A 14,518-nucleotide genomic window follows, 5' to 3' on the forward strand; every position below is an offset into this window, starting at 1 on the left:
CTTCGATCGCTATTTAATCACAGCATTCAAAATCAAAACCCCTGTTAATCCCACAATAGAAACCGTAGTTTCCATCACCGTCCATGAGCGGAGTGTGTCTTTGATCGAAAGGTTGAAATACTCTTTGAACAGCCAAAATCCGCCATCGTTCAGGTGCGAACAGGTGAGACTGCCTGCACCAATGGCCAATACCATCAGGTTTGGGTTGATGGATGGATCGCGCAGAACGATAGATGATATAATTCCGGCGGCGGTTAAGCCGGCTACAGTAGCCGAGCCCAAACTTATGCGGATGATGGCTGCAATAAGCCAGCCCAGCATCAGCGGAGGCAAGTGGAAACTCAGCAGCAGATCGGCTATTTGGTGATTGGCACCGCTATCGGTAAGCACTGCCTTGAATGCACCCGAACCTGCTACGATAAGCAGGATGATGGATACATCCTTCACTGCATCGGCATAAATTACGCCCAGTTCCTTCATGTCCTTACCTTGCCTGATACCCAGTGTAAATGTTGCGAATGCCAGTGAGATGAGCATAACAATAGGTGCATCGCCAATAAATGCTATTATCTTGTGAAAGGTATTTTGCTGATGATCGATGTTAAGGTAGATGGTAGTGCCCATTAATAACATTACAGGCAACAATGCAGTTAAAAAACTGGTAAATGCGCCGGGCAATTGATCCGCCGGTAGTTCTTCAGCCCGGAAAGTGGCCAGTGGCTGCGAAGGTATTTTTTTAAGTGTCCGTGAAAATATGGGGCCAGCAAGTATAATGGCCGGAATTGCAAGTAAAAGCCCATACATCAGGGTTTTTCCCATATCGGCATGAAATATAGTTACCAATGCTGAGGGGGATGGGTGAGGGGGCAAAAACCCATGTGTTACCGATAGGGCCGCCAGCATAGGCAAACCAATGTAAACCGCATGCAGCTTGTATTTATATACTACCGAAAAGATGAGCGGTACCATCAGCACAAAACCTGTTTCATAAAACAGCGGGATACCGATAATAAACCCGACTATTACCAATGCCCATTGGATATGCTTTACGCCAAAGGCGTTTACCAGTACTTCTGCAATTTTCTGCGCTGCGCCGCTGGTGGCGACCAACTTACCGATCATAGCGCCAACACAAATGATAACGGCAATAGCACCAAATGTATCGCCTAAACCCTTTTCAACCGATTTGGTTACCTTATCAAACGGGATTCCTAATATTAGCCCTGCTGTAATAGAAACAATGAGGAACGCCAGGAAGGGGTTGACTTTTGCCCAGCTTACCAACAGGACAAGCAAAAGAATGCAAAACAGGATAACAAGTAATATCATTGGACGGCAGCTTAGGGTTGATTTAGCCCGATTGCTAAAGTAGTAATTAAAAATTCATGCAGGCCGGTTTGCATGAATTTTTAAGAATGGGAGTAACTTTTAGAAATCAATGACACAGTAAAAAACTTCAATCTAATCAACCAGCCACAGGCACATACTTATTCATTATCTTACCATTTGTATAAGCTACGGATTCTTCCAATTGCATGATCTTTTTCTCGTTGAAAATGGTCTGACCGATGCTGATGGCTACAGGGTTGACAATTAGATAATATTCGTCAACAAGGTTAAGGCTGATAAGTGACCTTGCAAATTTGACACCGCCGTAAACGATGATATCCTTGCCTGGTTGGTTTTTCAACTCCTGTACCACTGTGGTTAGATCGCGTTTTTCCACTTCTACATTTGCACCGGCTATCTCGGCTTTGCTTTGTGAAAATACGACCTTGCGGTGGCTCACCATCAGTTTCGCAAAGGGATTCCATGGGCTGTCAGGCTGGTTATCGGCGATGTTTTGCCAGTGGTCTACCCACCCATCTGCCAAACTGCTGCCCGACAAGATAGTATCGCAACTGTCTGCCATATCAATAGTGAACTGCAACGCAGCCGGATCCTGTTTCCCGGGTAGAAATACCCAGTCATTCTCGCCATTAGGACCAGCTACAAAACCGTCGATGGTCATTTGCATTTGTAGTTTTAATTTTCTCATATAATTGGTTTTTAAATGTGATTGTGTTTATTGTTCCAGGAATCTCCTTCAAAATTTCTAATCGTTGAAGGAGGCTCCGCTGGAGCCCAATTATCTTTATAAATACTTACTATAAACAGGCGACTCCCATGGAGTCAACTACTTAGAAGACTATAGCTCTGTAGGAGCAACCTGTTTATAGAAAAATAATAATAATATTTTTAGGCTCCGTAGGCGCCTCCTTTTTAAAAGCGATTTCTGTTTTATTATCCCAGCAACTCGTCCAGTTGGTTCAAGCCCATAGTAAAGCCGCCCTCGAAGCCCATTTCTACTAACATTTTAAAGTCAGCTTCCTGGTCAAAGCTCAGGTCGACCACTACATTGGTTTTATCACCAACGGCTACAAATTTGTTATCCCAATGCCCTACAGGGGCACCTGGTGCGGCGTTACCATTCTCATCAGAAAATAAAGAATCGGCGGCAAAACGGATTTCCGGCTCTATAGCGGTAAACTTTACATAACTCCAATGCTTTTGGCCCTCAGGGCCTTCCATGGCATACAACCAAGAACCGCCTACTGTAAAATTCATCGATTTGGTTTTGGCTATCCAGGGTTTCGGCCCCCACCATTTTTCAAGTATATCAGGGTCAGTCCAGGCTTGCCATACTTTTTCAATTGGTGCATTAAATTGACGCACTACGTGAATTTTCCTTGAAGAGAGGTCTTTTTCGAATACAAAATTGTTTGTCATAGTTATTTGGTTTTATAAAGTGATCAATTCTGAAGCCAGCAATTCGTCCAGTTGGTTATAGCCTATTGCGGTGCCTTGTTTAAAGAAGCCGTCGCCGGTGAACCTTTCAAAAGTAGCCTGGTCATCATAAGAGATGGCGATATCTATCCGAGTTCTGTTGCCTTCTATAGATGAGAACCTGGTCTCCCGGTACCAATTTGGTCCGCTTGGAACTTTATTGCCTTCACCATCAAAAAATACAGCCTTGGTTGAGATCGATTTACCGTTTTCTATCGCGGTAAACTCAGCATACAACCAGTGTTTCTGCCCGTCGGGGGTAACCATTGCAAATTGCCAGGTGCCACCAACCCTAAAATCCATAATTTTGGTTTCGGCCTTAGCAGGTCTTGGCGCCCACCATTGGTCAAGTATCTGCGGATCTGTCCACGCTTTCCAGATTTTTTCAACCGGCGCATTAAATTCACGTGAGATATGAATTTTTTTCGCTGCATTATCTGCCTCGAATACAAAATTGTTTGTCATGATTAGTTTGTTTTATGAGTGATTTTTATTGAGACAATGTTATTGATTGTTGCGGGCCATTGCTTCCAGGTCACTTTTTGATATCTTATCAAAATCCGGAGCTATACCAAAAGTACCTGTAGGAGCCTTTTGATCAGAAACACTGACTACAGTGTAATCAGCAATGTAAAGTTTCCCATCCGGACCGGTCTGGAACGAGGCATATTGTATAGGTGTGCCTCCGATAGTTGCATAATATTTTTCTACGACAGCAGGGGGTAATGATATATCATTGGTTATCCAGATATCATAGGTTTTTTGGGTCTTAGTATCGGTTGCCACTACCTTCTTACAATTAAAACCAGAGATCTGTTTGGTTTCGGTTGAAGGAGCGAAAGAGAATGTTGGATAAACACTTAAAGCCTGGGAAATTTCATCCGGCGTATAAATGGCAGCTTTTTTTACCTTGAAGGCGGCTACTTCGGCCACTACTGCGAAGAATTTGTAGTTAGCGTCTGACAAAAGCTTAATGTTTGCCGGACCGGCAGAGAATAGTGTAGCGATGGAGTCGCTTCTGAAATATTGTTTCATTACAACATCCTGACCGGCTGCGCTGGTTTTAATGGTAGCCAATCCTTCCGAATAACTTTTCTGCGCATTAGCGCTCAAAACGGTTGCTGATAAGACAATGCCAAGAGCAACGCTCAAAAATCCAGTTTTCATAACATTTAGTTTTTAACGGTTTATAAATGATCTGGTAGTTTTAAACCTGTTCTGAAGCCAGCAACTCATCCAGGTTGCTAAGAGTTGCAATTGTACCTTCTTTAAAGCCGCCTTCCACAAACATTTTGATGGTGGATTCATCCTCAAAAGTGATCACCGATTCGACCTTTGTTCTATTACCCTCAATAGATGAGAATTTAGTATCCCGGTATGATTTTGGTGCTTGCATGATCGGGTTACCCTCCCCATCGCAAAACCTGCCTATTGATGAAAAACTGCTGCCATTTTCTATTGCAGTAAATTCAGCATAAACCCAATGTTTCTGACCTTCTGTGCCAACCATGGCATACAACCATATTCCGCCAACGGCAAAATCCATAATTTTGGTTACAGCAGTCCATGGTTTGGGTGCTACCCATTTATCAAGCAGATCGGCCTCCGTCCAGGCTCTCCATACTTTTTCAATTGGCGCATTAAATTCGCGTACCACATGAATTTTTTTAGCGGCCAGGTCCGCATCGAACACAAAGTTGTTTGTCATGATTGTTTTATAATTCGTTTAACAGGTTATCTAACTGATCAAAGCGGTCAATCCACATCTTGCGGAGTTGTTCCAGCCAAACGTCTATCTCTTTCATTTTGTCAGGGTTAAAGTGATAATGTATTTCTCTGCCCGTTTGCTTGGCAGTAATCACCTCGCATTCGGTTAATATTTGTAAATGCTTTGATACTGCCTGACGACTGCTGTCGAAATGCCCGGCAATAGCGTTGGGTGTCATGGCGCCGGTTACCAGCAGGGTTAAAATAGCTCTGCGGGTTGGATCGGCAATGGCTTGAAAAGTATCTCGTCTCATATTATTTGCAACCGTTTGATTGCAAATATATATGCAATTGTTCGGTTGCGCAAATTTTTTTAAAAATAATTTGAGGTGACACTTTGGAAATCAAAATAATAGCTATGGAAGAACCCGTCTCAGCAGGATCTCTTTCAGGAGATCCTGCTGAGACGGGTGAAAAACTTATGTCATTTCGAATCTGCGAGGGCGGCGGAGCAAAAGGGCAGATGAGAAATCTTATACAGCTGGCTAAGCGAACAATGCAGGTCGTATAAGTTTTCTCCTCACCCTCCCGCATATCTTTGCTGTTCGTCGAAATGACATAATTGTTAGATAGTTCTAAAAAAGCCTTTTTATCTTCGCACTCCAACCAAACAGTATCTATGACCAAACGGCGTTACTTTTTCCTGGTACTTATTTTAGGTACGCTCACGGCACTGAGCCCGTTTTCTATCGATATGTACCTGCCTGCTTTCCAGGATATTGCGAAGTCGCTCAATACAACTACCTCAAGGGTTGATCTTTCCTTATCCAGCTATTTCATTGGTCTTGCGGTTGGACAATTGATCTATGGCCCGCTAATGGACCGGTTCGGACGTAAGCGGCCTTTGTATGTTGGATTAAGCCTTTACATCATCGCTTCGGTAGGTTGCTTTTTGTCCGCCTCTGTGGAGATGCTGATCGCGATGCGACTTTTCCAGGCCGTAGGTGGTTGCGCGGCGAGCGTTGCTTCTATAGCGATGGTTCGCGACTTGTTTCCTGTAAAAGACAATGCCAAGGTGTTTGCTTTGCTGTTCCTGGTGCTTGGGGCATCACCATTACTTGCACCAACGGCAGGCAGCTATCTGGCTGATTCGTTAGGGTGGCAGTCGGTATTTATCGTATTGCTTTGTATAGCAGCTCTAATTTTGGTAGCCGTTATTTTTACCCTGCCCGAAAGTTATAAACCTGATCCCTCATATTCATTAAAACCGGGCCCAATTGTCAGCAGTTTTTTACTGGTGATACGAAACCCGCAGTTTTATACTTATGCAGTTGCGGGCTCTATCGCATTCTCGGGATTGTTTGCCTATGTGGCAGGTTCACCATTGGTTTTTATGGATGTGTTTGATCTGAGCAAAAAAGAATACGGCTGGGTATTTGCCGGTTTATCCGTGGGATTTATTGGGTCGAACCAGTTAAATACATTGCTGATCAAACGTTTTAAAAGCGAACAGGTGATCAACGCAGCCTTGATTACACAAGTAATTTTCAGCGCTGTTTTCGTGATCGGAGCATCTAACGGATGGTTTAATCTTACCGGAACCATAATCATGATCTTCTTTATATTGAGCTGCATCGGGTTATCCAACCCCAATACTGCAGCGCTTTCCATGGCACCTTTCCCCAAAAATGCAGGGGTGGCTTCGGCCTTATTGGGAACAATGCAGTTGGGTTTGGGCGCAGCAACATCAGCTTGCGTAGGTGTTTTCAGTAGCAAATCAGCAACGCCGATGGCGGCTATTATGGCCGTCTCATCAGCAATTGCATTGATCGTTTTATTGGTTGGCCGCAGGAACATTGTACATGCGGTGCATGCTGATCCTTCAGCTGCTGTTTCGGCGCATTGATGGCTAAGAAACTATGTAAATTTTAACAGACTATTATAAACTATGTCATTTCGAACGAACGGAAAGGGATAAAGCGATCGGGTGAGGAGAAAACTTATACGTTATGGCTGCGGACCATGCAAATCGTATAAGTTTTCTCACCCGCGCCCACTACAGACCCGTTGCTGCGGATTCGAAATGACATAGTTTTTATTTTTAGACAGCTCCTAAAACGCTTTTATTTTTATCCCGACGTTAATTACCGCACCATCCAAAGGAGCGTAGACGTCTTTAAATACAGGATTGGTTATTGTTCCCGTATAAATGCTTCCCCAACGTGACTGGCTTTGATCGGTCAGGTTTTCGCCATTGATGAAGATGTCGAAGTGTTTCCACATCTTTTGTATTAACAGACCAAAGGTGCAATAACTCCTACCGGTCGAACCATCAGAGAGTAATTGACTCCCAGTATAAAACCCTTCAATTCCGGCTCTGAAATTGTCTTCAATCTCATAGGTCACGTCGGCACTTAGCTTGTTTTTAGGAGTAAGCGTTTGGGGGGCGACGGTTCCATTAAGGTGTTGTTTTGTGTCTGTATAGGTGTACCCAAGATAGATGCCCAATTCATCCATAAAGATTTTGACGTTGGTTTCCGTACCCTTTGTGTTTAAATATCCCGGACTGCTTACGAAGGCGTTATCGACCAGCAAAAGCGGCTGATCAACCCTGGTATAAAAGAAAAGCTGATTGATATTCACCACAGCATCACCCACCACATTGCGATAATTGATATCGCCATTTATGCCTGTTGATTTTTCGGCATTGGTGTGTGTGATGGATAATGGCTGTAAATATTCGTAGCCCTGCTGTTCGCTTTGATCATTAAAAATGGTCGGCATTTTGTAGCCCATCCCGCCGCCAATTCTACTGCTCAGGTGTTCGTCCAGCTTAAATAGCACATTGATACGGGGTAATAAGAATAAACCATCGTGCTCATTATTCGGTGCAGGCGTATTATAGTCTAACCGTAAACCACTTTCAACCGACAACCACCTGGTTGCTTTATAGGTAGTTTGTACAAAGCCGCCTAAAGTGTTGATGCCATAGCCCAATTGTGTAAATGGATAATCGGGCGTTAAATGGTCTGTCCACAAATCGGTGCCGGCAACCCAGGCGGCAACCTTCCCTTTATAAACATAGTTGGCTTCGGTATAGGAGGACCATTGTTTAGCATGAAAATCATAAGTGGGTTCATCCAACTGACGGTCGAAATAGCCTACCGTATTTTTAAAATTAAACTGACTGGCGGAATCAATTTTATGGGTAAACGACAGTTGGGTAGAAAAGCGGTAAGTCTTATTTCGCTCAAAATATCGATGGATACTATCTGCATCACCATTTACCACCTGCTTATCGCCGCCAAACCGGTTTTCATAGGTAGCATTTACGCCGAACCATCCTGTATTCTTGTCATCCAGGTATAAAAACACCTTCGGATTTACAGAAAAACGGTTTGTTTGAGGAATTGCAGTAAATAGTGTATTGCCCGGCGAATAAGCGCCATTATAGTTATAAGAGGTAAAAATTGTTGTACCGATATGCTGCCACTTTTGCGAGTAATAAGCGCTGCCGTCAACGCCCTTTGCACTGTTGCCGTTGAGCAGAAAGGTAAGTTCAGGCTTTGCCTCGGGAGTTTTACTGATCAGGTTGACAAGCCCGGAAATTGCGCCACCACCATACAGGGTTGATGCTGATCCTTTAATAAATTCAACCTGTTTTAAATTTAAGGGAGATACCTGCATCAAACTTAGCCCGCCCGAAAAGCCCTGGTACAAAGGCATGCCATCCTGCAGCAACTGCGTATAGCGGCTATCTAATCCCTGGAAACGAAAATTAGCAGTGCCACTTACTGCAGAGGTTTGTTGCACCTGTATCCCGGTGGTTTCTCCCAATAGCATTTTTATATCGCCCGGTCGCATGGTTCCTTTTTCGTCGAGTTCCTCTTGTGGCAGTGCCTCGATGCGGGTAGGGATGTCCCTTAAATTTTGATTGGTTCTGGTGGTTTGTATGGTTACTTCAGCTAGCTCACCTGATTGTGGTTCAAGGAAGATTTCCATTGCCTGATCAGGATTATTTAAGGGAAGAATAATAATTTTATCCTGCCCAAAGTATCCTACGAAGCTGAACTTTACCTCGTATTTTCCGTTGGGAATGTTGTTAATGTTGATCCGTCCGCTGGTATCGGCAGTTCCGCCAAGGTTTAATGATGTTATTGTAGCGGTTGCACCGGGAAGAGGCAGTTTGGTTTTATCGTCCTTAACAACAGCTTTGAAAGTATTTTGGGCATACGCAATCTGGCATGCCAGTATAGCAAATAATAAAAGATAAAATTTCATGAAATAGAATTGAGGCAATGCCGCGCATTGCTGGTAAATAGACTTTAGTAAAATTGATTTTTAGCTAAGTGTATTCAGCGGCGGTCTGAACAATTCGTTATGAAATTCGGAGGTATTAACAGGGGTAATAATATCGGGATGAGAGATAATGGCATCCGCAACAATGGTAGTTATTGTTTGGGAATGAATACTTACAATAGTGCAGAAGCCTGCGGCATGCTGAAACTGCACCGCCGATTTACCGGTTTCGGGCAGATCGTTTTTATTATGACCAAAGATGGCTTTGCCGCCTAGCAGGTAATCGCCTATAAAGTCGATAATGCTCCGGTCATCTGGCGTGGCCAATCTTTCGTAAGCACGATACATTTGAGGCAGGTCACGGATCAGCGAAAAATCTCCCAATGGCAGCACTAAACTTCCGGCGAGGAAATAAATACCGATAAAATAAGCCAACGTCTTTTTTGCCATTGCATGGCAAACTTAATGGCTAAAGTTGTTCAAAATCTGTATAAAGTAATTCTGAGATTAATTATAATGTCCGGCAGATTTGTACACCTTACCGTCATCATTGAACATAAAAAGCTCAGCCGATAATTTGTTATTGATCGTATGATAATAAACGACAATTGAATTTACGCTCGATAGCACATCGATTATTTTAAAATGCAGATCAGGATATTTTACCAACGCTTTTTGCCAATAATCCGCTACGTTTTGTTTCCCCTTTAAAGTTCCGGTCTCGCTCAACCCCATTTGCTTCATCACAGGACTGGTCATTTCAAAATCGTCGGTATAATGTTCCAGCACCCGAGGGAGATCGTGGGCGTTCCATGCTTCCACCCATTCGTTCGCAAATGCTAAGGCTTGTTCGTGCGAGATCATATTTTAGGTTTTGATCAAAAATAGGATAATTAAGCAAATAGTTGGCTGTGGGGACACAGCCAACGGGTGAGGTGAGACAATTTTTAAAAAGTTGTCAAATCTTTCATCCCAATTCCCTTGTCTGTGTCCTCTCAATTCCCTTGTCTGTGTCCTCACAGACAAGTATCTGCATATGTCCATTACCAGGAGTAAAAATGTTGGCTGTGGGGACACAGCCAACGGGAAAATCTTAAAAATCCTTTAATCGTGTCCTAATACCTCATCAATAATCCCAAACTCTTTTGCTTCCGAAGCGATCATCCAAAAATCGCGATCGGATACATCATGTATCTTTTGATATTCTTGTCCGCTATGTTTGGAGAGAATGGTGTAAAGCTCTTTTTTAACTTTTAATACTTCGCGAGCAGTTATCTCAATATCAGAAGCTGGTCCCTGCACACCGCCCAATGGCTGGTGCAGCATTACCCTGGAGTGGGTGAGGGCAGCCCGCTTACCTGCCGCACCTGAACATAACAATACAGCAGCCATGGATGCCGCCATACCTGTACAGATGGTCGCCACATCTGGGGCGATCAGGTGCATGGTGTCATAAATGCCAAACCCGGCATACACCGATCCGCCCGGCGAGTTGATATACATCTGGATATCCTTTTTCTGGTCGGTTGATTGCAGAAAAAGTAATTGCGCCTGGATAATGTTGGCGACATTATCATCTACCGCCGCACCTAGAAATATAATACGGTCCATCATCAGGCGCGAGAACACATCCATTTGCGCCACACGCAGCTCGCGCTCTTCGGTGATATAGGGCGTCATGGAGGCAGTGATCCGGCTTTCGGTTTTTGAAATATAATCGTCTACCAGTAAACTTTGGACATGGCGATGCCCCACCGCATATTTGCGGAACTCATTCTTGTCAATTTTCATAAAATTTCGGGTTTTACCGGTTAATAAATAACCTTCTTATTTTCTGGCTGAAGCTTAAGTGCTTCTTTTGCGTAAATAACTTCTGATGAACAGCTTCGATCTCCTGTTTCAGCTGATCGCGACCATAAAGTTTGACCAAGCGATAGGCTTTCTGCTGCCATTGCATTCTCTCGTGCAGCTCGGGCTCCAACAATAACTTGGCTTCGAACACCAGCTGATCGCCCGGTTCTGATCGCTGCATCAAAAGCGCTTCTATCTGTTCGGTCTCAATCAACGAAGTCCTCATAGGTTAATGCTTTTTGTTTAACGGTTTCCCTTACTTTCTCCAGGCATTTATATTTCTGCACGGTAGCTGACCGCACGCCTGAAAATCCAAACAGTTCGGCAGCATCAGCAAGCTGTAACCCATCATAATAAAATGATCGCAACAGGTCCATACATTTTTTGCCTGCGGTTTGTAGAAAGTTGAGGACTTTTTTGTCGGATGCCTGGGCCGCTTCTTCGCTCTCCACATCAAAGCCATCAATAGGAGTAAGCCTGGAATTATCCCGATGTTGTTTTAGCCATAAATGTTTGGCTATGCCTAAAAGGTAAGCCTTCTCATTTGTCTTCAGCTCGAAGGAACATTCAACAGATTTTTCGTAATAAATCACCAATGCATCCTGGAAAATATCCCTCGCCTCATCAAATGTTCCGCCCATCTTACTCACGTACCGCGCCACTGTCGGGAATGCATTTTTATAAAGACTGATAAATAGCTCTTCCCTTTCCTCTGCTGTCCGGTTTGAAAATTTAAATCCTGGCATAAGCTTATTCTTTACTACTAAGTGCAAGTTACCGATAAAGTATCACCATTTTATTTTGAAAAGTTTATTGGCTCGTTGGTTCAATAGTTCATTAGTAGGATTTTTTACCAATGAACTATTGAACCAATGAACAAATGAACTGCTACTGTTCTTTAATCGCTGTCACTTTTGATCCATCATCCCCCTTAGTTTCAAAAACCAGGTTCTTATCATCCAATTTGGAAACAATGAATGGGAACTCGCGGATTTTACCACCCGGTTGAATTTCTTTGAACTGAATTTTATCACCATCGAGCTTATAAGTGCCATGTGTAAGCACTTGTCCGCCCCACCAAATCATTAGGCTGTCTTTGGTGATTTTAATATAAGGCTCTTCCGACTCCAGTTGTTCGGGGGTAACATTGCGGGTATTTGCAACGCTATTGTTCTCGATCTTAACATATTTCCATTTGCCATACAGGGATTCAGGTTTGATGGAAAGCTGGCATGAGGTGAGCAGGCTCAGTAAAATCGCGCCGGTGATTAATTTGTTTTTTGCGATGAATGATCTGATCATAACGAGTTAAATCTAAGGATTTGGAGGTATTCACCCTTAAAATTTTTATAGGAAATTATTAACGATGACATTTCGAACGAACATGGAAGGGGAATAGTAATGGGTGAGGAGAAATCTTCTCCGCCCTGCATAGTACGCTTTGCATGTTGCAGAAGATTTCTCACCTGCTCCCGTGGTGCAACCCAGTCCAGCAGGTTCGAAATGCCATACTTTTGGTAATTGAATGGTTCACAATAATTTAATACGGAAATCAGGTCCACGCTATTGCAATTAACAAACGCGAAAAGCATATTTGATAAAATAAATCCTGTCACAATGTGTAACAAAGTAAAATGCAATATCTCTAAAGGGTGCTATATAGCTAAGGTCTCAACAAGCTATAAGCTTTTGTGAGGAGTCCGCACCTTAAGGTCTCCGTTAAAAAATCTAAACAAATAATATGAGCAATTTTTCGATCCAATTACTTTGGTGGGCTGTGCCTGTCATAGTACTTCTTGTGGCGTACAAATTTGTACTCCGTGTTTTCTTTGGTATGGTTATCGTTCCCGACGACCGTATCGGTCTTGTAGTAAAAAAATATGTGCTTTCGGGCAATAAACGACTTCCAGACGGCCGTATCATCGCTACCAACGGCGAAGCCGGTATGCAGGCCAAAGCGCTGGCTCCGGGTTTGTACTGGGGGATGTGGCCATGGCAATATTCGGTGACGATGCAGCCGTTTATCGTCATAGAGCAGAATAAGCTGGGTTTGGTGAAGGCTAAAGATGGCGCCTCGCTGGATACAGGTCGCGTATTGGGTAAACCGGTTGAATGCGACAAATTCCAGGATGCCACTGCATTTTTGGATAATGGCGGCCAAAAAGGCCCCCAGGCTGCTTTTCTTACCCCGGGTAGCTATCGTATCAATGCCTTTTTGTTTGATATTGAGATGGTACCTATTACCCAGATTCAGGAGAACAAAGTAGGTATTGTGACCACGCTCGACGGTGAGCCATTAGGTAAAGGCGAGATTGCCGGTGTATCGGTAGCGGGGCATAAAAACTACCAGGATCCTATTGCATTCATCACCGCAGGCGGTATGAAAGGCTTACAGGAGGATGTGATCCTTGCCGGTACTTACTACCTGAACCCCTGGTTTGTAGTGGTTGAGCAGGTTGATATGGTGTACATCCCTATCGGTAACGTAGGTGTTGTGAACTCCTTTGTTGGTCCGGAAGGTAAAGATACCAGCGGCGACAGCTTTAAGCATGGTAATATCGTTAAAAAGGGCCAAAAAGGTGTTTGGGACGAACCGCTCGACCCAGGTAAGCACCCGGTAAATATTTATACTCATGCTGTGGAGGTGGTGCCTACAACCAATATCGTATTGAACTGGGCCAATAGCCGTACCGAAGCGCATGAACTGGATAAGAACCTGTGTACCATCACGGTTCGTTCGTCCGACGGTTTTACATTTAACCTGGACGTGTCCCAGATCATTCACATACCAAGAAATGAGGCTCCGAAAGTAATTGCACGTTTTGGTAACATGCGCAACCTGGTATCCCAGGTACTGGAACCAACCATCGCTAACTACTTCCGTAACTCGGCACAAAAGAGTGACGTGATCGAGTTCCTGGCTAACCGTGTGCAACGCCAGGATGATGCAAAAGGTCATATCAGCAAAGTACTGAGCGATTATAACGTAGTAGGAGTGGATACCCTGATAGGTGACATCGTTCCTCCGGAAGCGTTAATGAAAACCCTTACCGACCGTAAGCTGGCCGAGCAGGAAAAGATCACTTACGAAATTCAGCGTAACGCACAGGTTGAACGTAAGGAATTTGAGAGCGCCAAAGCCGGTGCCGACATGCAGCCTGAAGTTGTAAAATCAACCCGCCAGGTAGAGATCAATACGCAATTGGCTTCTTCTAAAGTTGCCATCGCCAAAGGTGAGGCTGAATCAAAAACAATTAACGCCGAAGCTGATGCTAAAGTAAAAACCATCAATGCTAAGGCCGACGCCGAAGTGAAAACTGTAAACGCTACTGCCGACGCTAATGCAACCGAGGTAAACGGTAAAGCCGAAGCCGGTAAGATCAAAGCGATCGGTTTGGCCGAAGCCGAAGTTACCAAGCAGAAAACCCAGGCCATGGGTTCAGAGCAGTATGCCATCGTTCGTGTGGCCGAAACATTGGCCAGCAATAATATCAAGCTGGTTCCTGAGATATTGGTCAGTGGTAAAAACGGCGAAAGTGGCGGTGGTATGATCGATGCCCTGATCGGTAACGAAATGCTGAAAAAGCTGCAAGCTGAAAACGGAAAGGCAAAAGATCAGCCTAAAAAGAAAGACGATAATAACGATAACAGAACTGAATAACCTTTACTTTTATCACAATGCAAGGCGCGCCGAAATGAAGTGCACCCCAAAAGTTGGACAAACTTAATTATTATTATCATAATGAGCTCGGTATTTAGCCGGGCTCATTCCTTTTAGATTGAGCTTGATTCTGTCGTTGTTATAATACGTGATATAGTCCTGAATGTCGCTTTT

17 protein-coding genes are annotated in these 14,518 nt (G+C 43.9%); 2 read left to right on the top strand and 15 right to left on the bottom strand.

Annotated elements, in window-relative coordinates:
• Nucleotides 1–9 precede the first annotated feature (9 nt).
• From VIM89_RS22600 to VIM89_RS22630, 7 genes are all read right to left on the bottom strand, one after another.
• A complete protein-coding gene (locus tag VIM89_RS22600; RefSeq protein WP_488158463.1) occupies nucleotides 10–1,329 on the bottom strand; it encodes a gluconate:H+ symporter in 1,320 nt (439 codons plus the stop codon).
• Nucleotides 1,330–1,465: 136 nt separating this feature from the next.
• The gene (locus VIM89_RS22605) at nucleotides 1,466–2,038 is read right to left on the bottom strand and encodes a dihydrofolate reductase family protein (protein ID WP_488158464.1); all 573 of its coding nucleotides are present in this window, start codon (nucleotides 2,036–2,038) and stop codon (nucleotides 1,466–1,468) included.
• Between the two features lie 245 nt (nucleotides 2,039–2,283).
• On the bottom strand, nucleotides 2,284–2,769 hold the full coding sequence (locus VIM89_RS22610) for an SRPBCC family protein (RefSeq protein WP_488158465.1): 486 nt from the start codon (nucleotides 2,767–2,769) through the stop codon (nucleotides 2,284–2,286).
• A 12-nt stretch (nucleotides 2,770–2,781) separates the two neighbouring features.
• On the bottom strand, nucleotides 2,782–3,291 hold the full coding sequence (locus tag VIM89_RS22615; protein ID WP_488158466.1) for an SRPBCC domain-containing protein: 510 nt from the start codon (nucleotides 3,289–3,291) through the stop codon (nucleotides 2,782–2,784).
• 39 nt (nucleotides 3,292–3,330) lie between these two features.
• Nucleotides 3,331–3,993: a hypothetical protein gene (locus VIM89_RS22620; RefSeq protein ID WP_488158467.1), complete on the bottom strand. Its 663-nt coding sequence runs from the start codon at nucleotides 3,991–3,993 to the stop codon at nucleotides 3,331–3,333.
• Between the two features lie 40 nt (nucleotides 3,994–4,033).
• Nucleotides 4,034–4,534, bottom strand: coding sequence for an SRPBCC family protein (locus tag VIM89_RS22625; protein WP_488158468.1), 501 nt, complete (start codon nucleotides 4,532–4,534; stop codon nucleotides 4,034–4,036).
• A 7-nt stretch (nucleotides 4,535–4,541) separates the two neighbouring features.
• A complete protein-coding gene (locus VIM89_RS22630) occupies nucleotides 4,542–4,847 on the bottom strand; it encodes an ArsR/SmtB family transcription factor (protein ID WP_488158469.1) in 306 nt (101 codons plus the stop codon).
• A gap of 365 nt (nucleotides 4,848–5,212) precedes the next feature.
• On the opposite strand from VIM89_RS22630, the gene VIM89_RS22635 reads away from it, so the two are divergent.
• Nucleotides 5,213–6,439, top strand: coding sequence for a multidrug effflux MFS transporter (locus VIM89_RS22635; RefSeq protein WP_488158470.1), 1,227 nt, complete (start codon nucleotides 5,213–5,215; stop codon nucleotides 6,437–6,439).
• 206 nt (nucleotides 6,440–6,645) lie between these two features.
• Here the strand turns inward: VIM89_RS22635 and VIM89_RS22640 are convergent, their stop codons facing one another.
• From VIM89_RS22640 to VIM89_RS22670, 7 genes are all read right to left on the bottom strand, one after another.
• Nucleotides 6,646–8,814 (bottom strand): TonB-dependent receptor, encoded by a 2,169-nt coding sequence (locus VIM89_RS22640; RefSeq protein ID WP_488158471.1) that lies wholly within the window; start codon nucleotides 8,812–8,814, stop codon nucleotides 6,646–6,648.
• A gap of 60 nt (nucleotides 8,815–8,874) precedes the next feature.
• On the bottom strand, nucleotides 8,875–9,282 hold the full coding sequence (locus VIM89_RS22645) for a hypothetical protein (protein WP_488158472.1): 408 nt from the start codon (nucleotides 9,280–9,282) through the stop codon (nucleotides 8,875–8,877).
• Nucleotides 9,283–9,339: 57 nt separating this feature from the next.
• Entirely contained in the window at nucleotides 9,340–9,696 is a 357-nt protein-coding gene (locus tag VIM89_RS22650) for a nuclear transport factor 2 family protein (RefSeq protein ID WP_488158473.1), read from the bottom strand.
• 240 nt (nucleotides 9,697–9,936) lie between these two features.
• Nucleotides 9,937–10,623: an ATP-dependent Clp protease proteolytic subunit gene (locus VIM89_RS22655; RefSeq protein ID WP_488158474.1), complete on the bottom strand. Its 687-nt coding sequence runs from the start codon at nucleotides 10,621–10,623 to the stop codon at nucleotides 9,937–9,939.
• A 13-nt stretch (nucleotides 10,624–10,636) separates the two neighbouring features.
• Nucleotides 10,637–10,909, bottom strand: a complete 273-nt coding sequence (locus tag VIM89_RS22660) for a hypothetical protein (protein ID WP_488158475.1) — start codon at nucleotides 10,907–10,909, stop codon at nucleotides 10,637–10,639.
• Nucleotides 10,890–11,429, bottom strand: a complete 540-nt coding sequence (locus tag VIM89_RS22665) for an RNA polymerase sigma factor (RefSeq protein ID WP_488158476.1) — start codon at nucleotides 11,427–11,429, stop codon at nucleotides 10,890–10,892. Before VIM89_RS22665 ends, VIM89_RS22660 begins: the two co-directional genes overlap by 20 nt.
• Before the next feature lie 142 nt (nucleotides 11,430–11,571).
• Nucleotides 11,572–11,985: a hypothetical protein gene (locus VIM89_RS22670; protein WP_488158477.1), complete on the bottom strand. Its 414-nt coding sequence runs from the start codon at nucleotides 11,983–11,985 to the stop codon at nucleotides 11,572–11,574.
• Between the two features lie 439 nt (nucleotides 11,986–12,424).
• Here VIM89_RS22670 and VIM89_RS22675 point away from each other — a divergent pair, with 439 nt between their 5' ends.
• The gene (locus VIM89_RS22675; protein ID WP_488158478.1) at nucleotides 12,425–14,344 is read left to right on the top strand and encodes an SPFH domain-containing protein; all 1,920 of its coding nucleotides are present in this window, start codon (nucleotides 12,425–12,427) and stop codon (nucleotides 14,342–14,344) included.
• 63 nt (nucleotides 14,345–14,407) lie between these two features.
• On the opposite strand, the gene VIM89_RS22680 is transcribed toward VIM89_RS22675, so the two are convergent.
• Nucleotides 14,408–14,509, bottom strand: coding sequence for an IS3 family transposase (locus VIM89_RS22680; protein WP_488155649.1), 102 nt, complete (start codon nucleotides 14,507–14,509; stop codon nucleotides 14,408–14,410).
• Nucleotides 14,510–14,518 lie beyond the last annotated feature (9 nt).

The organism is Mucilaginibacter sp. (assembly GCF_036568825.1).
Taxonomy (GTDB): Bacteria; Bacteroidota; Bacteroidia; order Sphingobacteriales; family Sphingobacteriaceae; genus Mucilaginibacter.